Consider the following 20187-nt stretch of genomic DNA (forward strand, 5'->3'; position numbering starts at 1 on the left):
TATAATTTCTGATTATTTCAATTTGTTTCAAAAGATTTTAAATACGTGGTTATGATTATGAAGCAGAGTGCAGAATGGGAGCTAATTATTTATGAGTTATATTATCGCAATTTTGGGTATTCTTTTGGTGTTTGGATTAGCTTATTTGGGAAGTAATAATAGAAAAGGTATTCGTTATCGTCCATTATTTGTCATGGTTGTACTGCAAGCGATTTTAGCATTCGTGCTCCTTAATACAGTCGTTGGTACATGGGTAATCGGAGGATTTGCAACTGTCTTTACACATTTATTAGCATATGCTGGTGAAGGTATTAGTTTTGTATTTGGTGGATTTGTCTTTGCAGAAGGTTCTACACCATTTTTCTTAAGTGTTCTTATGCCTATCGTATTTATTTCAGCATTGATCGGTATTCTGCAATACTTCAAAATTCTACCGTTTATTATTAAGTACATTGGTCTTGTGCTCAGTAAAGTAAATGGTATGGGTAGACTAGAGTCGTATAATGCTGTAGCATCTGCGATCCTAGGTCAATCAGAAGTATTTATCTCTGTTAAAAAACAAATCGGTGCGCTTCCTAAACACCGTCTGTATACGCTTTGTGCATCAGCCATGTCTACGGTATCGATGTCTATCGTAGGTGCATATATGACGATGTTGAAACCTGAATATGTTGTGACTGCATTAGTGCTTAACTTATTCGGTGGCTTTATTATCGCTTCCATTATCAATCCTTATGTTGTTACAAAAGAAGAAGATATTCTAGAAGTACAAGAAGAAGAGAAACAGTCATTCTTCGAAATGCTGGGCGAATATATTTTAGACGGATTCAAAGTTGCTATTATTGTAGCAGCAATGTTGATTGGTTTCGTAGCATTGATCGGTATGATCAACGGTCTATTCGGATTAATCTTCGGTATTACGTTCCAACAAATCTTAGGTTATATCTTCTCACCATTTGCATTCATGATGGGTGTACCTTGGAGTGAAGCTGTAACAGCTGGTAGTATTATGGCAACGAAACTGGTATCCAATGAGTTTGTAGCGATGCTAGATCTAGTGAAACACACAGAACTTAGCTCACGTACACTAGGTATCGTATCTGTATTCTTAGTATCATTCGCTAACTTCTCTTCAATCGGTATTATTGCTGGTGCGGTTAAAGGTCTACACGAGAAACAAGGTAATGTTGTAGCTCGTTTTGGACTGAAACTATTATATGGTGCTACACTAGTAAGTGTGCTTTCTGCTACAATTACAGGTCTGTTCTTAAAATAAAAGATCACTTCAGTATATGACAACCTATGAATATGAATCGTGATCGCAGATTTAGAATTCATAAATGACCGCAGAATTCCTTACCTACTTTTCAAAAAGCAGATATAGGTATAACATAGAGCATTTGGTACACTATTGTTGCATAAGCATGATAGCAACCAAATGCTCTACTGCGCATTTTGGACAGAGTAGGGTATATGAGCACTGTAGACATTTTGAAAAGTTGAAAGGGGTAATACAAATGAGCGAATTTAAACGTATTCATCTAGTAGTTATGGATTCAGTAGGTATTGGTGAAGCACCAGATGCAGCTGAATTTGGAGATGTTGATGTAGATACATTCGGACATATTGCACGCGAAAATGGTGGACTTAACATGCCACATATGGCAAGTCTAGGATTATCGAATATCAGTGAGATTCAAGGCGTACCTGTAGCAGATCAACCACTTGCTTATTACACTAAAATGCAAGAAGCATCCCGTGGTAAAGATACAATGACAGGACACTGGGAGATCATGGGATTATATATTGATACACCGTTCCGTGTATTTCCAGATGGATTCCCTGATGAATTGATTGGGCGGATCGAAGAAAAAACAGGACGTAAAGTCATTGGTAACAAACCGGCAAGTGGAACAGAAATTATGGATGAGCTAGGCGAAGAGCATGTGAAAACAGGCGCACTTATCATCTACACTTCTGCAGATTCCGTATTGCAGATTGCAGCACATGAGGATGTCGTTCCTTTGAAAGAATTGTATGAAATCTGTGAATTCTGTCGTGAGATTACACTGGAAGATCCGTACATGTTAGGACGCATTATCGCTCGTCCATTTATCGGGGAAGTCGGTAATTTCCAACGTACATCCAACCGTCATGATTATGCACTCAAACCGTTCAAACCGACGACAATGAACGCTTTGCAAGATGCAGGTCTAGACGTGATTGCTATCGGCAAAATTGCTGATATCTACGATGGCGAAGGCGTAACAGAATCGATTCGTACCAAGTCTAATATGGACGGTATGGATCAACTGGTTAACGTACTAGCGAAGCCTTTCCACGGTCTAAGCTTCTTGAATCTGGTTGACTTTGATGCTCTATTCGGACACCGCCGCGATCCTAAAGGATATGCTGACGCACTGGAAGAATACGATGCTCGCTTACCAGAAGTATTTGCAGGTATGGAAGAAGATGACCTACTAATCATTACAGCCGATCACGGTAACGATCCAACCTACACAGGTACAGATCATACTCGTGAATATGTCCCATTACTTGTCTATTCCAAACGTTTTGCAAATGGTGGTAAAGAATTGCCATTACGCACAACATTCTCAGACATCGCTGCAACTGTAGCCGAAAACTTTGGCGTAACAAGCCCAGAATACGGCACAAGCTTCCTGTCTGATCTTAAGTAATATTCAAAACACGGATCAGAGTTGTAAATAAGCTCAATGTTAAATATTCTAATTTGTTGTTTCCCCGGTCAAGCGAGTCCCCAGCGCCGACCACCCATCTTTATGTTTTTGTGATATTGTTGCATCCGCACAGAGCGAAGGCTAACGGATTGGAGTGTAGCCTCTCCTGGTAAGGATAGATATCGACTGCATCAGCAGTCTTTCAAGATATCTATCCTTACCAGAGAGCGGAACCCAATCTGTTAGCCGTAGCGGTACAACCAAGCAAATCAAACCTAAACACATACTTTGGAGGTTTTTATAAAATGAGCGTTCATATTGAAGCAAAAGCTGGCGAAATCGCTGAAACGATTCTTTTACCAGGCGATCCATTACGTGCTAAATACATTGCAGATACGTATCTTGAAGATGTAGTCTGCTACAACCAAGTACGCGGTATGCTTGGATTTACAGGAACATACAAAGGTAACCGTATCTCTGTACAAGGTACAGGTATGGGATTGCCTTCGATCAGCATTTACGTGAATGAATTGATCAGCGAATACGGCGTCAAAAACTTGATCCGTGTGGGTACATGTGGTGGTATGCAAGAAAATGTACGTGTTCGTGACGTGATTTTGGCACAAGCATGTTGTACAGATTCCAGTATGAACCGTCATATTTTCGGCGGATACGATTTCTCACCTGTAGCAAGTTTCCCTTTACTCAAAGCTGCTTATGATCGTGGCGTAGAAAAAGGTCTGAATTTGCATGTCGGTAACGTATTCAGTTCAGATTCATTCTACCGTGACGACAAAACCGTTACAGGATTATTAATGCAATACGGCGTACTAGGCGTTGAAATGGAAACAAGTGCATTGTACACATTAGCAGCGAAGTTTGGCGTAAACGCATTAACCATTTTAACAGTAAGTGATCACTTGCTAACAGGTGAAGAAACAACATCTGAAGAAAGACAATCTACATTTAACGAAATGATGGAAGTTGCTTTAGATGCAGCAATCTCTTTCCAAAAATAAAACGTACAAGGAGCTAGAATAATTATGAGAATGGTAGACCTTATTGAAAAAAAACGTGATGGTAAAGAACTAACAACCGAGGAAATCAACTTTATTATTAATGGTTACACACACGACGAAATTCCTGACTATCAAATGAGCGCATTCGCAATGGCGGTCTTCTTCAAAGACATGACAGAGCGCGAACGTGCAGACCTAACGATGGCTATGGTGAACTCTGGAGATACAATCGATCTATCCGCTATCGAAGGAGTTAAAGTCGACAAGCACTCCACAGGCGGTGTAGGTGATACCACAACATTAGTATTGGCTCCTCTTGTAGCAGCATTGGATATTCCAGTGGCTAAAATGTCCGGTCGTGGTCTAGGTCACACAGGCGGTACAGTCGATAAATTAGAAGCAGTAGAAGGTTTCCACGTAGAAATCACAAACGAAGAATTTATCAAATTAGTGAATGAAAACAAAATCGCTGTTATCGGACAAAGTGGTAACTTAACACCTGCTGACAAAAAGTTATACGGCTTGCGTGATGTAACAGCAACAGTAAACTCGATTCCATTAATCGCAAGTTCAATCATGAGTAAAAAAATCGCTGCTGGATCAGACGCTATCGTATTGGATGTTAAAACAGGTGCTGGCGCATTTATGAAAACAGCAGAAGATGCTAAAGAATTGGCTCATGCAATGGTAAGTATCGGTAACAACGTAGGACGCAAAACAATGGCTGTTATCTCAGATATGAGTCAACCGCTAGGTCTAGCAATCGGTAACTCTCTTGAAGTAAAAGAAGCAATCGATACACTAAAAGGTGAAGGTCCTGCTGATTTGGAAGAATTGTGCTTGGCACTTGGAAGCCAAATGGTATATCTTGCAGGTAAAGCAAGTTCACTTGAAGAAGCAAGAGAAAAATTGAAAGAAGTTATTGCTAACGGTAAAGCGTTGGAGAAATTCAAATTATTCCTTGCAAGCCAAGGTGGAGATGCTTCGGTTGTCGATCAACCAGAGCGTTTGCCACAAGCGAAATTCTTGATCGAAGTTCCTGCGAAAGAAGATGGATTTGTAGCTGAATTGGTAGCGGATGAAATCGGTACAGCAGCAATGTTGTTAGGTGCTGGTCGTGCAACGAAAGAATCCGAAATCGATCTTGCTGTAGGCTTGATGTTGAACAAAAAAGTAGGCGACGCTGTTAAAGTGGGCGACTCTTTAGTAACAATTCATGCTAACCGTGAAAATGTAGACGATGTATTGAAAAAACTATACGAGAGTATTCGTATCGCAGATCATGCTGACGCTCCAACATTAGTATACGGAACAGTAACGGAGTAATAGAGATCCTTTTCCAATAGATTAAAATAGACAAAACCCTCGACGATTGAACATTACGTTCACTCTGGTCGGGGGTTTTTCTGTTTTAAGGATATAGAGTTAATAGAAAATTCGATTATAATGTCGAATAAATTAGACTTGGGAACTATTCAAAAAATGGCTAAAATGGATCGATATATAGTATAGACTATCTATCCAAATTGAATATTCTGTATGCAATAAATATAAATCGTAATACATTTACTAGACATAAAAAGAAAGGAGTAGAGAGGTACATTGAATTTACACCAATGCCTACAGAAAATCGAGCAACAACGTCAAGAAATGCACCAATTGGCTGAAATGTACGGATTCTCAGATAACCGTGTTTTGGATAAATCCCAACAATTGGATGAGACCCTCAACGAATATAATCAATATGCTACCCTCTATAAACGAACACATATGAATATGTTATAACACTACATCAATAGTCCAATTGCTAAGATAGCTACACCACCTACAACAATAGCTCCAAAAGCAATATAGCCAAACCAACGTATTGGAGCAGGCATATCCGAGATATTTTCGATATTTCCAGTACGTGGCACGCCTAAAATCGTATGATTATGCTCGGTTACACTATTAAAAGAAGCATCTCTAGGTACTTCGATAATAGGCTGTTCTTCTGTAGACGAATGATGAGGTTGTGTCATAGCCTTGTCCTCCATGTTAATCAAATTGATTTAGATTTATGTACAATAAACATCTTAGCTGACTTCTACTTTAGGAATTAAGATCTTTTGGCAAATAACTTCGCAACCAACCAACGTATAGCGATTACAAAAGCAATCAATACAATCACAGATAAAATAAGCCCATATACACCTACACCTTGTAACATAACATTCCCTCCTTTATATTAAATAATATACTAAAAATGAAATATATTTAAATTTCGCAGTATTTATACTATTTTGCGATAAAATAAGTTGATTTAATTGGAAAATAGCATAAGATAAAAGAAACGATATCTGAGAACGCTTACAACTGGTTAAACAAAAGAAAGTGGGTGTCCTATGGAAAATGTAGTGACCGTTATTTTTACAGATGAATGTAAGGCATACCGAGCTTTATCTACTCTTCGACATAGTCGTATTACCGAAGGATATGCTGTCTTGGAAGCCGCTATTGTAGCACGAGAAAAAGGCAAAGTGGTATTTTGGGATGGATTTGGTACACATGGATCACTGGCAGGTGAATGGACAACAGGTGGACTTTTGGGATCAATGATTGGAATTTTTGCAGGTCCGTTAGGTGTATTGTTAGAACGCAGTATCGATTCGATGATTAGTATGCCATTTACTCATGAAGTAGCAGAACAAGAAATGGGATTGATCCAATCTACGTTGTATACGTTAGATGAGGGACAAATGGCTTTAATCAGTATTGTGCAAGAAAATAATGTAAGCGTATTCAATTATGTGTTGAGTCAATTGGGTTCTCAATTTGTCTGTCGGCACGATGTGATCGATGTCGAAGCAGAAATAGATCAAGCCTATGAAGTAGAGCGTGAATTACAACGTGAAGCTCATCAACGTATGAATAATCAGCGTCATGAATATTTCAAAAATGGATCAGACGATGTACGGGATCGCATTCGTTCTCAATTTGAACAATTAAAGCAGAACTTTTGATAAGCTGGCGACTTCAATACAGAATACAACAAAAGCATCTTGCTAGAAGAACTGAACGAGTCAATGGTTCAATCTCTTATTGTAGCAAGATGCTTTTTGGTATGTGTTCTTTATAAAAGAAAAAGCTAGTTTATTCATCTATTTTGACCATTTGTACATCTGGTAGGGATTGTAATAGAGGAACAAGGTCTTTTGGTTTGATAGTGGTATTCAATTGAATGGAAGCTTGTAACAGTAAATAGGAAGGAACAGACTCCTTAGTGTCAGGCATCGATTTTTCGATTTCAGAATGTAAACTAAACACATGAATTTGGTGCTGATCCAACGCATCCAGGATCGATGGGATAGCTTGCTTATGATTTACGATCTGGACAGTTAGACGATGGGGCACACGAGTCGCTACAAGCGGCTTACGATGACGATGCATTGCAAATTGTACAACTACAATCAACAGGGTGACTCCGATCCCTAGCGTGTACATACCGGCTCCTATGCCCATCCCTACTCCAGCTGTTGCCCATATACCGGCAGCTGTCGTTAATCCTTTCACTTTTTGCTTATTCATAAAAATAGTGCCTGCTCCTAGAAAGCCCACTCCACTTACAATCTGCGAAGCTACCCTCGAAGGATCAAGGGATACATTGCTCCAACTTCCCATATCGGTAAATCCATATTTGGATATAATCATCATTAGAGAAGAACCCACCGCTACGATAAAATGAGTGCGAATCCCGGCTTCTTTTTGGCGACTACTCCGTTCATATCCGATAATAGCTCCAGCCAATCCTGCAATTAATACTCGCAAAATATGTTCTATTGTTATCCATATCATTCCTATAATTTCCTCCTTCGCAAGATCGTTGTCCTAAAAAGTATATACCCCAATTGCAGAGAAATATGTTGCTTCACAGCGTATATACCATGTTCAAATAAAGTGATAAAGGGTAAGAATAATGATGGAATTATGTCTATTACAATAAAACCAAGTAATTTTATCGGAAAAAGAGTTGACGTGTGACGAAAGACAGTGTACTATACAATTTGCAGTACGTTATTAATAAGTAGTGAATCACCAACGATAAGTGTGATCACCAACATCTGAGAGGGGTATTTTCAAATGAAAAAATGGGGTTCTTTTACACTGGTTATGATACTGACCATGCTTGTTCTTGCAGCATGTGGTAACAGTTCTAATACAGCAACGACAGGCAATACCGATACATCTGGAGCAACGAATACAGACACAGCTTCTTCTAGCAAAGTAGCCACATTGGAATCTGTAAAAGCTAGTGGTAAATTACGTATTGGTACAGAAGGAACATATGCACCATTTACGTTTCATGATGAAAGTGGTAAATTAACTGGTTTTGACGTAGATATTGCAACAGAAGTCAGTAAACGTCTGGGTGTAGAACCTGTATTTACTGAAGCTGCTTGGGATAGCTTACTAGGTGGATTAGAGTCGAAGCGTTTTGATACAGTATTTAATGAAGTAGGTATTACAGAAGAACGTCAAAAAACATTCTTATTCTCTGATCCGTACATCGCTTCCAAAGCAGTACTTATCGTACGTGATGACAATACAGATATTAAATCGTTTGCTGATCTAAATGGTAAAAAATCTGCTCAATCTTTAACAAGTAATCTAGCTCAAATCGCTAAAGATAACGGTGCAGAAATCGTTTCTGTTGATGGATTTACACAAGCAGTAGGATTGTTAACTTCTAATCGTGCTCAAGCTACAATCAATGATAACTTGTCTTACCTTGATTTGAAAAAGCAACAACCAGATGCACCTATTAAAGTTGTAGCTGAAGAAGCAAATGCTTCTCAAAGTGGTGCTATTTTCAACAAAGGCGGCGAAGATTTGGTTCAAGCTGTGAATAAAGCGTTAAAAGATATGGTAGATGATGGAACATACTTGAAAATCTCTGAGAAATATTTCGGAGAAGATGTATCTAAATAATACACTGAGTCTCACTTTGTATATATGCGATGATAACGATATCTTGACGAATAAACACTCGTCAAGATATTTGTACGTTGTAAGCCTTTCTAAGATATTTACTTAGCATTGCATGTACAAGAGATATGAACCCAAATTGTCGAAATAAAGGATGTTAGAATATGGACGATCGTCAAATCGAGATACTTGTTAATTCTTTTTGGCCTATGCTTGAAGCCGGAATACGTTTTACTATTCCGTTAGCTATTTTTTCATTTATTATTGGTTTGATTTTGGCTGTATTAACAGCATTAGCCCGATTATCTGGCGTGAAAATTTTAGATTTTATTGCACGATTTTATATTTGGATTATCCGAGGAACTCCTTTAATTGTGCAGTTAGCGATTATCTTCTACGGATTGCCTACGATTGGAATCGAATTAGATCCTTTTCCAGCGGCATTAATTGGTTTCTCTTTGAGCGTAGGGGCATACGGTTCTGAAATTGTACGTGCAGCGATTCAATCGATTCATAAAGGGCAATGGGAAGCTGCCTATTCACTTGGAATGACACGTGGACAAGCATTACGCCGAATTATTCTTCCTCAAGCTGCTCGTGTATCATTACCACCATTATCGAATTCATTTATTAGTCTAGTGAAAGACACTTCTTTGGCTGGAACAGTAACGTATGTAGAATTATTTCGGAAGTCTCAAGAAATTGTAGCTACCACGTATGAATACTTATTAGTGTATTCGGAAGCAGCAGTCATTTATTTAATATTCACTTCAATTTTATCCTTTTTCCAAAACAAATTAGAAAAACGACTAGGTCGCTCGTCAGCGGACTAACTCATATATAAGAATCGCTATTGAAGAAGTAAAGGAGAGATTAGCCGATGATGATCGAGATTCGTAATTTGCACAAGTCATTCGGTGCATTGGAAGTACTTAAAGGGATTGACGTAAGCTTAGACAAAGGAAAAGTGCTCGTTATTATCGGGCCGTCTGGTTCAGGTAAAACTACGCTACTTCGCTGCATGAATCTACTGGAGACTCCTGATCAAGGAACGATCAAGTTAAGTGATCGTTCGTTAGATTTTCAAAAAGGTCGTAAAGTGTCTAGCAAAGAAGTGACCGAACTTCGCAAACGGACAGGTATGGTTTTTCAATCGTATAACTTGTTTCCTCATAAAACCGTTATTGAGAACGTTATGGAAGCTCAGATTACGGTACAGAAAAAAAGTAAAGAAGACGCTCGCAAATCCAGCCAAGAATTACTTGCCAAAGTAGGATTAGGCGACCGTGGTAATTCTTATCCACACCAATTATCCGGTGGACAGCAACAACGTGTTGGTATTGCACGTGCAATGGCAGTTGAACCGGATGTACTCCTTTTTGATGAGCCTACTTCTGCACTTGATCCCGAATTGGTTAGTGAAGTGCTTAAAGTTATTAAGCAATTAGCGATTGAAGGTAGAACAATGGTAATCGTAACGCATGAAATGAAATTTGCAGCTGATGTCGCTGACCATGTGCTTCTGATGGACGGTGGATACATTATAGAACAAGGACATCCCAAAGATGTACTCAATAACCCACAAAGTGATCGTGCAAAGCAGTTCCTTAATCGCTTAACAGGTGAAGACATCTAACAGATTAGATTATAAATGCTCTATTCAGGGTATAAAATAGCATAAAGGTAACTAGCTTGAGAAAGAAGAAAATCGTACAGACGAATATGTATGGTTTTCTTTTTTTCTATATTTAGAGACATATAAGGGGATGAAGGAATGAGAAGAATATTACATACATGCAAAACCGTCATATTAAGTACAGTATTGATCGCTACGTCTATTGGGATATATGCACCGATGACTCATGCGGCTACCGAGAAAGAGTCACTTAAACTTTCAGCACGTGCTTCGTATTACGGACAAGTGGAAAATGGAAAGCCTAACGGAACAGGTACGATTCGCTGGGGAGATTCCAAATCATATGCAGGACAGTGGGTCGATGGGATACGGCAAGGTACAGGGAAATATGTAAATCAATATACGGTCAAAGGACGTACATTTGTTGTGACATACAAAGGCGAATGGAGCAAAGATCAGCGCAATGGTCTGGGCGAAGTCAGACAAACGATCAAAAATAAAGCAGGTAAAATAGAAGCGAATTTGATTCAGCAAGGTCAGTTTGAAAATGATGTGTTTAAAAAAGGATATACTGTGACTCAAGCATTAGCAGATCCTGCCTTTAGCTTTAATTACAAAGATAGTGATCTATGGTTACAGATTTATGGAGATAACCAAAATATCTCACAATATTGGGCAACTGGTAAATTCACGCAGATTCAATACCGGAAAGGAAAGATTGATAAAGAGTACTCTATCTTTCCAGAAGAAGATGCTACTAAGCAATTAGCCAATCAAGCCAACTTGAAATATTTCAAAAAGATTCAACCGCAAGTGTCTACGTATCTTAAAACATTCCAGACCCTTTCTATCAAAGTACCAGTTACTTCATCTTAAAATAGAGCCATTTATCGTTATCCAAAAAGTAGTTCAACACAGCCTCGGTAGAGATGATGTTGAACTACTTTTTTGTGATTTGGACTCAAAAAGAATATTCTTTTAAAATAAATTTCGAGATTTTTTTGTCGAAATTCTATTAATATTCGACCTACATTTAGAACGATTAATAAAAATATTTCTACATGTTGTATTCATAATGTATATTTTTTCTATAAATAATGAGCTAAAACTTCTAAAAAGGGTAATATGATAGATCGCAAAGGTGGATAATTTGAGCAGATTACTATAAGATAGCTGTGGAACACTTAACTTCATATTTCAGGAGGAATGTAACGATGACTAAAGTCAGAGTAGCAGTTATAGGTTGTGGAAGTATTGCGGAACGTCGCCATATTCCAGAGTATGCAGAACATCCGAATGTAGAATTGGTAGCGTTTGCTGATCCAATTATAGAACGTGCTGAAGGTTATGCGAAACGTTTCGATGCCAAAGCATATAGTGATTATAAAGAATTATTAGCAGCTGGTGGGTTTGATGCTGTAAGCGTGTGCACCCCGAATATTTTCCATGCTGAAATGTCGATTGCTGCTGCCAATGCAGGTGCACATGTACTGGTTGAGAAACCGATGGCTGTGTCTGAAGAAGAAGCACAAGCAATGATTGATGCAGCTAAAAAGAACAATGTGTATTTGATGGTTGGTCATAATCAACGTTTGATGCCACCACATGTCAAAGCCAAAGAAGTATTGCAAACAGGCAAATTAGGTCGCATACTGACTTTCCGTACGGCTTTTAGCCATGGAGGTCCAGAATTCTGGAGTATTGATGGTAAAGAAAGCTGGTTCTTCCGTAAAAACGAAGCGATCATGGGTGCGATGGGTGATCTAGGCGTACATAAGTCTGATATGATTCGCTGGTTGCTAGATGACGAAGTGGTTGATGTGAGTGCATTTATCGGTACATTGGATAAAAAAGATACAGATGTTGACGATAACGCTATTTGTTTGCTTCGTATGAAGAGCGGTGCAATCGGTACATTAGTAGCGAGCTGGACAGCTTATCGTGGTGAAGATAACGGCACATACTTGTGGTGTGAGAACGGTATTATGAAAATCGGTACCGATCCTGATGATCAAGTGATTGTCGAACTTCGTGACGGTACAGTCGAGAAATATCGTGTAGGTGCTATTTCTACCAATGACAAGCAAGAAGTTAGCGGTGTAGTAGATGCCTTTATCGAATCTATCGTTACCAATACACCACCATCTATTTCAGGTGAAGAAGGCAAAAAATCACTATCTGTAATCTTATCTGCGTTCCAATCTCAAGCGGATAACAAAACTATTTCTTTATAAAATAAGCTACAAGTAGCTAAACAACAAAATAGTATTACCAAAAAGCTGTTACCTTCGTATCGAGGGTAGCAGCTTTTTAGTATAGATGTGAGACTGGATTATTGATTATGTTTTATCGTATACGGTATAAGATTGAGCTAACGGATGACCAAGTGGAGAGTGGATCGTTTCTGTAGGTCTAGCAGGTTGGGATGTTGCAATCGACTCGTTTTCTTCTTCTGTCCATTCTCCTGCAAGTACAGCTTTCATTTTCTTCGTGTCCAACATACCTTCCCATTTGGCTACGACAAAAGCAGCTACACAATTGCCCATAAGATTGGTGAATACACGCATGGTATCCATAAATCGGTCAGCACCGAGCAACAGTGCTACAACAGCTACAGGAAACGCATTAAGTGCTGCGGCTGTAGCCGATAATGCTAGAAAAGCGGAACCCGGTACACCAGCCATTCCTTTTGAACTTAGCATCAACACAGCTAAGATAGTAATCTCTTGTCCTAAGGTCAGATCGATGCCTACTGCCTGTGCAAGAAACACGGTAGCTAGAGATAAATAGATCGAAGCACCATCTAGATTAAAAGAATATCCTGTCGGTACAACCAATCCGACCACTGCTTTATCACAGCCCGCTTTGTTTAGCTTTTCCATCATACGTGGCATAACGACTTCAGACGAAGCTGTACCAATCGCAAGCATAATTTCAGAACGAGTGTATTTGATAAATTGCAATAGATTCATGCCTGTGATCCACCATGCTGCTAATCCCAGACAGATTAAGAATAAGATCGCAGCTAAGTAACAAGCAAGGATCAACATTCCATAAGAAGTCAATGTCGCTACTCCATAGGCACCGACCGTATAAGCAATCGCACCGAATGCACCAATGGGTGCTAATTTCATAATATAACCGACCACTTTAAAAATCAGCTCCATGATCTGATCGACCAGCGTCAGTACATTATGTTTTAATTGACTTTCACTAGCGGCAAGAGCAGTACCGAATAGACAAGCAAGCAGTAACACTTGTAACAGCGCATTTTGCGCAAAAGCATCTACTGCACTGGTTGGAATAATATTGAGGATAAAGTCGACAGTATGGGGAAGTTCTGCGCCTCCTGTTTTGGCGGCTACAGCATTGGGATCAAGAGTACTGGCATTGATATTCATTCCCTCTCCCGGACGGAATACACGAGCAGCGACAAGACCTAACATGAGTGCCACCGTCGTAGCAAGCTCGAACCACAGGATAGCTTTGAGACCGATCCGACCGACTGCTTTGAGATCGCCTGCTTTGGCAATACCTGCGACAACGACGAAGAAGATCAAGGGTGCAATTAACATTTTAATTAATTTGATAAATCCGGTTCCAAGCGGTTGTAACTGCTCTCCAAAGTTAGGAAAGGCTATTCCTACACCAATACCGATCACAACAGCTACAATGATTTGAAAAAATAATGATTTAACAAAATTCATAATAAACCTCCTTGATATTCAAATACTTAGTGACACTACATCCTCATGGATTTGGAAAAGAATCATTTAGTCTATGTTGGTTATATGTTCTATCTTTAAGTTATGTAGCATTTTATAACATTTGGTCAAAGTGGTTACTATAGATTTCGATCTTTTTTGTATATTTCACAATTCAAACGTTCAAATTATGATTTTTATACAAAAATAAGCGAATGATATGTTAAAATAAGTAACATATCATTCGCTTATTTATTTTGGAGCATTATGGTATAATATTGCAGTAACCTATTTTAATATTCAGGAGAGTGAACTTATTATGGCACGTACCCAGACTCAAAAAGCTATTCGTAAAGCAAAGCGTAGTGGCAGTTGGATTCCCGAATACAGTCGCAGAGCCAATGAAGATTATGCAGCCATCTCGCAACATACCCGTATGACATCTACCAAACAAGAACGATTACAAAAAGTAAAACACAAGAAGCATATCACACACGATGATGCTTCTTTTTTGTGTCTTTTAGTCAAATCGCCTGATCGCAGGTACGCATAACCCGATAATCACCAGCAACATCCCAATCCCCGAAAACAAACTAATCGTAATCAGTCCACCAATCTGATCGGCTAACCAACCGATAAGTAGAAATCCAATCGGTAGAAAAGCGAATGAACCGAACATATCCAGACTAGCCACACGTCCAAAACTTTCCACAGGTACTAACTCTTGCAGACTCGTTTCCCAGACTAGCGCAAACATCATCAAGCCGAATCCTTCCAAAGCCATAATCATCACCATACCGGGTGGCCATGTAATCACCGATAATAAGAATAGAGCGATTCCGCTTAACAATGCTCCGCCATATCCAATCCAACCGCGTTTGCGCCACTGTTTTCGACTTCCAAATAAGACTGCTCCAATAATAGCGCCGACACCAGCAGATGTCATAGCCAGTCCATAGACAACAGGATCTAAATGATGATGAATTTTGAAAAGCCATGGAATAAGAACACTGGTAATCCCTACATAGCAAATATTCAAGAGCGAGAAAATCACAATTGTAATCCACAACCACGGCTGTTTTTGCAAAATAACAAATCCTGCGGTGAACTCTTGCCACACCGATGTTTTCACTGGAGAATGTAGCGAATCGGTAGAAGAGGCTTGATCAATCGTCTGTTGTTTACGACGTTCTTGCTGACGTTTAGAGATAAAGTGCTTGCTAAGTAAAGTAAAACAAAGCAGTGAAAACAGATATGTAAGTGAATCCAGAGCAAATCCACTTCCAGGAGAAGCGACAGTCACCAGAATCCCGCCTAATGTCGGACCTAGTAGACGGACGAACTGAATACTAACTTGGGTTAGAGCATTCGCCGCATTTCGAATATCAGGTGTAAATATTTCAGCACGTAAAGCAGAATAGGCAGGTTGGAATATACCTTCCATTAATCCATATAGAGCAAGTCCTACATATAAGACAGCTAAAGACAATTGATCTGTAAAAATTAAAATTGCACCACTCAGCATTAACACAAATCGGATGCTATTGGTCAATAGAATCAAGCGTACACGATCGGTATGATCTACAATCCAGCCGGAAATCGGCAAAATAATCACAATCGGCAACATATAGATCGTCATCGCTAGCCCCATAATGGTTGAAGAACCGGTTAACGTGTAGACAAGAATAGGCAAAATAATCATCGTAACTGAACTACCCAGCATCGCTATTAATTGACCTAACCACAGATATGTAAATGCTTTGGACTGACGTACAGGGGAGAGAAAACGTCGTATAACAGATTCTTGCTGTTCTTGCTCAAGGGGCATGTTCGATTTCTCCTTTTCAGCTCATATTATCTTTGTATTCAAGTGTATTCGTTCTTCTCTATACAATACTATACAAAAAAGACAATTCTCTAAAAGAATTGTCTGATCCAAAACCATATAAACGATCTCATGTATGTATGATCATTGATGATGATCTTCTAATGCATTATGAAATTTGAGTCTGTTCTACAGCATCACGTTGATGTTGACGGTGCAAGTAGCGATCAAATACAAAAGGTCCGAACGGAAGAATAGAAGCGACCAATCCTAAAATAGCTTGTTTAAACGATATTTTACGCAAAATCAAAGTCAATCCAATCGCCGCTACATAAGCTACAAACAATACCCCGTGAATCATCCCTACATAAGTCACCGCAAGAGGCATATTAGCAAAATACTTAAGAGGCATTGCGATCAGTACGAGAGCAAGATAAGATACCGCTTCCACGTTACCAATCACTCGTAACATACTTAGAGCATTTTTGATCATAAAGTATATTCTCCTTTATTCCAATTTTAATAATTCAAATATAACGTAAATGTTCTGTTAAAAGCACAATCAAAAGTTACAAAATATTGAAAGTACACTTTAATAAGAGATTATATACATAATAAATATTTATGATAACTTAGCTAACAATAATTAAATCTAAAAAATAGCGATTTCTTTCTGTTTAACTATGAATAAGTAGATCCTATTGGATAAGAATACATATATTTTAGCATGATAATCCATTTATTTGGGCAATGGTCAATAGTTTATTTGGTAATTGTCCCAAATAGTACTGTTGGATTTCAGTAGATTTAACGTATGTTTAAAAAGTAAACATTGTTAACATGAAAAACATCAAATACAAGAAATTATAGATGAGGTGAGTATATTGAGAAAGATAACAGGTGGAATTTTGGTTGGAATGTTAATTATGTTGACAGCGTGCTCTAGTTCAGCTCCAAATACGGCAAGCACATCAACCTCTTCAACAAGTACAGGTCAATCTACAGCATCCAATGTGATAAGAGTCGCCGTACAATCGGATGGCAAAACGCTTGATCCTCATACCGCTACAGATGCAGGTTCTATGCATTATATCGAAAATATGTACAGTACATTGATGCAATACAATGGTAAATACGGTGAAATTGAACCAGGACTTGCTGCATCGTATACTGTTTCGGATGATCTACTCACCTATACCTTTAAGCTGCATCAAGGGGTGAAGTTCCACGGTTCTGGTAAAGAACTGACTTCAGCCGATGTGAAATATTCTATTGAACGAATTATTGATAAAGGAGTACGTGCGAATCAATTTACCGCAGTCAAAAGTATAGATACACCTGATCCATCTACAGTTGTATTTCATTTAAAACAACCGATGGCTCCTTTCCTTACCTATCTAGCGAACCCGATGAATGGCATTGTAGATAGCGATATTGTCAAAGCCAATAACAACAGCCTAGATAACGTAGATGCAGGCACAGGTCCTTTTGAATTGGTCAAATGGGATAAAGATCAACAGCTAACGTTGAAAAAGAATCCTGATTATTATGAAAAAGGGTTACCTTATCTGGACGAAGTGGATTTCAAGCCGATTGCAGATGCAACCGCTCGTACAACAGCTCTTCGTAATAATGAGATTGATCTGATTCTAGAAACGACAGAAAAAGAAAATAAAGTATTAGAAAATGTTGAAGGGATTACATTGAAGTCAGAACCGGGTACCTTTTGGGAATATATCGGGCTGAATGTCAAAGACCCTGCACTACGTGATGTTCGTGTGCGTCAAGCGATTGCCAATGCAGTAGATCGCAATCAGATCAATCAATTGGTGAAGTTAGGTAAAGCAACGGTATTGGACGGCGGAAATATTCCTCCGAATCACTGGGCATACCCTGATATTCATCCATATGCTGAGCGTAATGTAGAAAAAGCTAAGCAATTGTTACAAGCAGCAGGAAGCCCGGCTATTTCGCTTACACTCAAAGTCGGCTCTGAATATGATTATCAGGTGCAAGCTGCTCAAGTGATTAAGCAACAATTAGCTGAAGTAGGTATTACCGTCAAAGTGGAATCTCAAGAATCTAGCGTCTTTTTCGATGCACTAGGTAAAGGTGACTTCCAGATGGCGGTCGTTGGTTGGCAAGGATTTGTAGATCCAGATGAATATACCTATAACTTATTCCATACAGGTGAAGCTTATAACCAACAAGGCTACTCTAATCCAGAAGTAGATGCTTTACTCGAAAAAGGTCGCACGACTGCGGATGAAGCAACACGTAAAGACATTTACAAACAAATTGAGACCACTGTAGCTGATGAAGCTCCGATGGTATTCCTGTATATGAATGAACGTGCAGCCGCTTATCGTAATAATGTTACAGGCTTTATCGTGGAACCGACAGTTACTTCTATTTTCTTAAAACAAACCAAAGTAGAGTAGATTGAACTGTAGAATATAGCTGCTAGACATGAACATAGGAACTGACGGGCTTGCTCGTATCAGTTCCTGTTTGGTTAAAGGAGGGATAAGATGTTGAGCTATATTGTCCGGCGGATTCTAGTGTCTATTCCTGTATTGTTCGGCATTTCTATTGTTACTTTTTTTATGATTCGTTTAGTACCCGGAGATACCGTTACGGCATTATTGGGAACACGTTATAGCGAAGAGCAAGCTATACAATTGAAAGCTTATTACGGGCTGGATAAGCCTTTATATATCCAATATTTGATTTGGATTGGAAATGTACTGCGGGGCGATCTAGGACGTTCTTCATTTAGCGGAGATTCGGTGATGCAATCAATTATCGAACGCTTGCCCGTCACTCTAGAATTGACATTGATTAGTGTATTGATTGCCAGTCTCGTAGGGATTCCACTCGGTATATGGGCAGCTTATCGCCATAATCGACTACCTGATTATATGGCAACGGTTGTAGGGCTATTGGGAATTTCGATTCCGGGATTCTGGTTAGGAACGATCTTTATCTTATTATTTGCATTGAAGTTAGGCTGGGCTCCTTCCAGCGGATATATCTCTTTCTGGGAAAATCCACTACAAAACTTACATCATATGTGGATGCCGGGTATTGCGCTTGGTGTAGCCGTATCTGCGGTAGTCATGCGGATGACACGTTCCACGATGCTTGAAGTATTAAGCGAAGATTATATGAAAATGGCTCGTGCCAAAGGAATGTCGCCATTGCGATTGTTAACAAGACATGCACTCAAAAATGCAATGATTCCGATTATTACAGTGCTCGGTATCCAGATTGGTTATTTGATCGGTGGATCTGTTGTGATTGAGCAAATCTTTTCGTTACCCGGAATTGGACGCTTAGCATTACAAGCCATTACCAATCGAGATTACGCTTTAATGCAAGGGACAATACTGTTTGTAGGTTTTTGTTTTGTAGTCATTAATCTGATCGTTGATATTCTGTATTCGATCTTAAATCCCAAAATTCGTTATTAGGAGGAGCTCTGAATGAAAGAGATTTGGTATCGTTTTAGCAAAAACAAACTCGCCATGACGGGTCTCCTATTTATTAGTTGTTTTGTACTGATCGCATTAGGTGCAGGCTGGATAGCTCCATTTGATCCTTATGCACTGGGAACCGAAATGTTAGGCAAGCCCAGTATTCATCATTGGTTAGGTACAGATCAGTTAGGACGGGATATTCTTTCTCGCATTATTTATGGAGCAAGGATATCATTGCGAGTAGGTGTTATTGCTGTTGGGGTTGCATTACTTATAGGAGCGACAATGGGAATCCTTGCAGGTTATTTTGGCAAATGGGTCGATGCGATCATTTCACGTATCACCGATGTTCTATTTTCGATTCCTGATATTTTGTTAGCCTTATCAATTATGGCGATTCTAGGTGCAAGTACAACGAACTTAATGATCGCAATCGGTATTGTATACACACCGATATTTGCACGTATTGCTCGAAGCGCTGTATTGTCGATCAAAAGTTCGCTTTATATCGAAGCCGCTCGTTCGATCGGTGTAGGGCATATTCGAATTATGCTCAAACATGTATTGCCTAATATTATGGCTCCACTTATTGTACAGATTACTTTATCTTTTGCTTTCGCTATTTTAGCAGAAGCAGCACTTAGCTTTTTAGGGCTTGGTGCAGAGCCGGATACCCCATCATGGGGAACAATGCTTAACGAAGGCAAAGACTGGATGGAATCGGCATGGTGGATCGCTGTATTCCCGGGTCTAGCGATTACCATTGCTGTATTAAGTTTTAATATTTTGGGAGATGGTCTACGTGATGCGCTTGATCCCAAATCCAATAAACATTAAATCATCTTAGAAGAAAGGAGTGC

The 20187-nt window shown here is 39.1% G+C and carries 20 protein-coding genes; 15 read left to right on the top strand and 5 right to left on the bottom strand.

All coding sequences use genetic code 11. From position 1 onward, the window contains the following. The first annotated feature begins 91 nt into the window (after positions 1–91). The 5 genes from PaeCFBP13512_RS12300 (at position 92) to PaeCFBP13512_RS12320 (ending at position 5503) form a co-directional block, all read left to right on the top strand. The gene (locus PaeCFBP13512_RS12300; RefSeq protein WP_069329258.1) at positions 92–1276 is read left to right on the top strand and encodes a NupC/NupG family nucleoside CNT transporter; all 1185 of its coding nucleotides are present in this window, start codon (positions 92–94) and stop codon (positions 1274–1276) included. A gap of 241 nt (positions 1277–1517) precedes the next feature. Then, positions 1518–2699 (top strand): phosphopentomutase, encoded by a 1182-nt coding sequence (deoB, locus tag PaeCFBP13512_RS12305; protein ID WP_137223376.1) that lies wholly within the window; start codon positions 1518–1520, stop codon positions 2697–2699. A gap of 305 nt (positions 2700–3004) precedes the next feature. Further along, positions 3005–3718, top strand: a complete 714-nt coding sequence (deoD, locus tag PaeCFBP13512_RS12310) for a purine-nucleoside phosphorylase (RefSeq protein WP_069329260.1) — start codon at positions 3005–3007, stop codon at positions 3716–3718. 24 nt (positions 3719–3742) lie between these two features. Continuing rightward, positions 3743–5044, top strand: coding sequence for a pyrimidine-nucleoside phosphorylase (locus PaeCFBP13512_RS12315; protein WP_069329261.1), 1302 nt, complete (start codon positions 3743–3745; stop codon positions 5042–5044). A 276-nt stretch (positions 5045–5320) separates the two neighbouring features. After that, positions 5321–5503 (top strand): aspartyl-phosphate phosphatase Spo0E family protein, encoded by a 183-nt coding sequence (locus PaeCFBP13512_RS12320; protein ID WP_069329262.1) that lies wholly within the window; start codon positions 5321–5323, stop codon positions 5501–5503. Between the two features lie 2 nt (positions 5504–5505). Here PaeCFBP13512_RS12320 and PaeCFBP13512_RS12325 read toward each other — a convergent pair whose 3' ends face one another. Further along, entirely contained in the window at positions 5506–5739 is a 234-nt protein-coding gene (locus PaeCFBP13512_RS12325; RefSeq protein WP_137223378.1) for a hypothetical protein, read from the bottom strand. A gap of 363 nt (positions 5740–6102) precedes the next feature. Between PaeCFBP13512_RS12325 and PaeCFBP13512_RS12330 the strand changes: the two genes are divergently transcribed. Next, positions 6103–6720: a hypothetical protein gene (locus tag PaeCFBP13512_RS12330; protein WP_069329264.1), complete on the top strand. Its 618-nt coding sequence runs from the start codon at positions 6103–6105 to the stop codon at positions 6718–6720. Between the two features lie 130 nt (positions 6721–6850). On the opposite strand, the gene PaeCFBP13512_RS12335 is transcribed toward PaeCFBP13512_RS12330, so the two are convergent. Continuing rightward, on the bottom strand, positions 6851–7552 hold the full coding sequence (locus PaeCFBP13512_RS12335) for an MgtC/SapB family protein (RefSeq protein ID WP_137223380.1): 702 nt from the start codon (positions 7550–7552) through the stop codon (positions 6851–6853). Between the two features lie 285 nt (positions 7553–7837). On the opposite strand from PaeCFBP13512_RS12335, the gene PaeCFBP13512_RS12340 reads away from it, so the two are divergent. From PaeCFBP13512_RS12340 to PaeCFBP13512_RS12360, 5 genes are all read left to right on the top strand, one after another. Next, a complete protein-coding gene (locus PaeCFBP13512_RS12340) occupies positions 7838–8686 on the top strand; it encodes an amino acid ABC transporter substrate-binding protein (RefSeq protein ID WP_137223382.1) in 849 nt (282 codons plus the stop codon). A 161-nt stretch (positions 8687–8847) separates the two neighbouring features. Then, entirely contained in the window at positions 8848–9516 is a 669-nt protein-coding gene (locus tag PaeCFBP13512_RS12345) for an amino acid ABC transporter permease (RefSeq protein WP_137223384.1), read from the top strand. 50 nt (positions 9517–9566) lie between these two features. Further along, entirely contained in the window at positions 9567–10319 is a 753-nt protein-coding gene (locus PaeCFBP13512_RS12350) for an amino acid ABC transporter ATP-binding protein (protein ID WP_069329280.1), read from the top strand. A 138-nt stretch (positions 10320–10457) separates the two neighbouring features. Continuing rightward, positions 10458–11195, top strand: a complete 738-nt coding sequence (locus PaeCFBP13512_RS12355; protein WP_137223386.1) for a hypothetical protein — start codon at positions 10458–10460, stop codon at positions 11193–11195. A 338-nt stretch (positions 11196–11533) separates the two neighbouring features. Next, entirely contained in the window at positions 11534–12553 is a 1020-nt protein-coding gene (locus PaeCFBP13512_RS12360) for a Gfo/Idh/MocA family protein (RefSeq protein WP_137223388.1), read from the top strand. Positions 12554–12658: 105 nt separating this feature from the next. Here the strand turns inward: PaeCFBP13512_RS12360 and dctA are convergent, their stop codons facing one another. After that, positions 12659–14026 carry a C4-dicarboxylate transporter DctA gene (gene dctA / locus PaeCFBP13512_RS12365; RefSeq protein ID WP_137223390.1) on the bottom strand — a complete coding sequence of 456 codons (1368 nt, stop codon included), beginning with the start codon at positions 14024–14026 and terminating at the stop codon, positions 12659–12661. A gap of 316 nt (positions 14027–14342) precedes the next feature. On the opposite strand from dctA, the gene PaeCFBP13512_RS12370 reads away from it, so the two are divergent. Further along, positions 14343–14576: a hypothetical protein gene (locus tag PaeCFBP13512_RS12370; protein WP_069329270.1), complete on the top strand. Its 234-nt coding sequence runs from the start codon at positions 14343–14345 to the stop codon at positions 14574–14576. Here PaeCFBP13512_RS12370 and PaeCFBP13512_RS12375 read toward each other — a convergent pair. Next, positions 14544–15851 (bottom strand): MFS transporter, encoded by a 1308-nt coding sequence (locus tag PaeCFBP13512_RS12375; RefSeq protein WP_137223391.1) that lies wholly within the window; start codon positions 15849–15851, stop codon positions 14544–14546. The genes PaeCFBP13512_RS12370 and PaeCFBP13512_RS12375 overlap by 33 nt on opposite strands. A gap of 166 nt (positions 15852–16017) precedes the next feature. Continuing rightward, positions 16018–16341 carry a DUF3817 domain-containing protein gene (locus PaeCFBP13512_RS12380; RefSeq protein WP_069329273.1) on the bottom strand — a complete coding sequence of 108 codons (324 nt, stop codon included), beginning with the start codon at positions 16339–16341 and terminating at the stop codon, positions 16018–16020. A 391-nt stretch (positions 16342–16732) separates the two neighbouring features. Here PaeCFBP13512_RS12380 and PaeCFBP13512_RS12385 point away from each other — a divergent pair, with 391 nt between their 5' ends. The 3 genes from PaeCFBP13512_RS12385 (at position 16733) to PaeCFBP13512_RS12395 (ending at position 20164) form a co-directional block, all read left to right on the top strand. Next, the gene (locus PaeCFBP13512_RS12385; protein WP_137223393.1) at positions 16733–18289 is read left to right on the top strand and encodes an ABC transporter substrate-binding protein; all 1557 of its coding nucleotides are present in this window, start codon (positions 16733–16735) and stop codon (positions 18287–18289) included. A gap of 90 nt (positions 18290–18379) precedes the next feature. Beyond that, positions 18380–19321: an ABC transporter permease gene (locus tag PaeCFBP13512_RS12390; protein WP_137223395.1), complete on the top strand. Its 942-nt coding sequence runs from the start codon at positions 18380–18382 to the stop codon at positions 19319–19321. Positions 19322–19333: 12 nt separating this feature from the next. Then, complete coding sequence (locus PaeCFBP13512_RS12395; RefSeq protein ID WP_069330021.1) at positions 19334–20164, top strand: ABC transporter permease; 831 nt, start codon at positions 19334–19336, stop codon at positions 20162–20164. Positions 20165–20187 lie beyond the last annotated feature (23 nt).

The sequence above is a fragment of the Paenibacillus sp. CFBP13512 genome, assembly GCF_005233705.1.
GTDB lineage: Bacteria > Bacillota > Bacilli > Paenibacillales > Paenibacillaceae > Saccharibacillus > Saccharibacillus nuruki.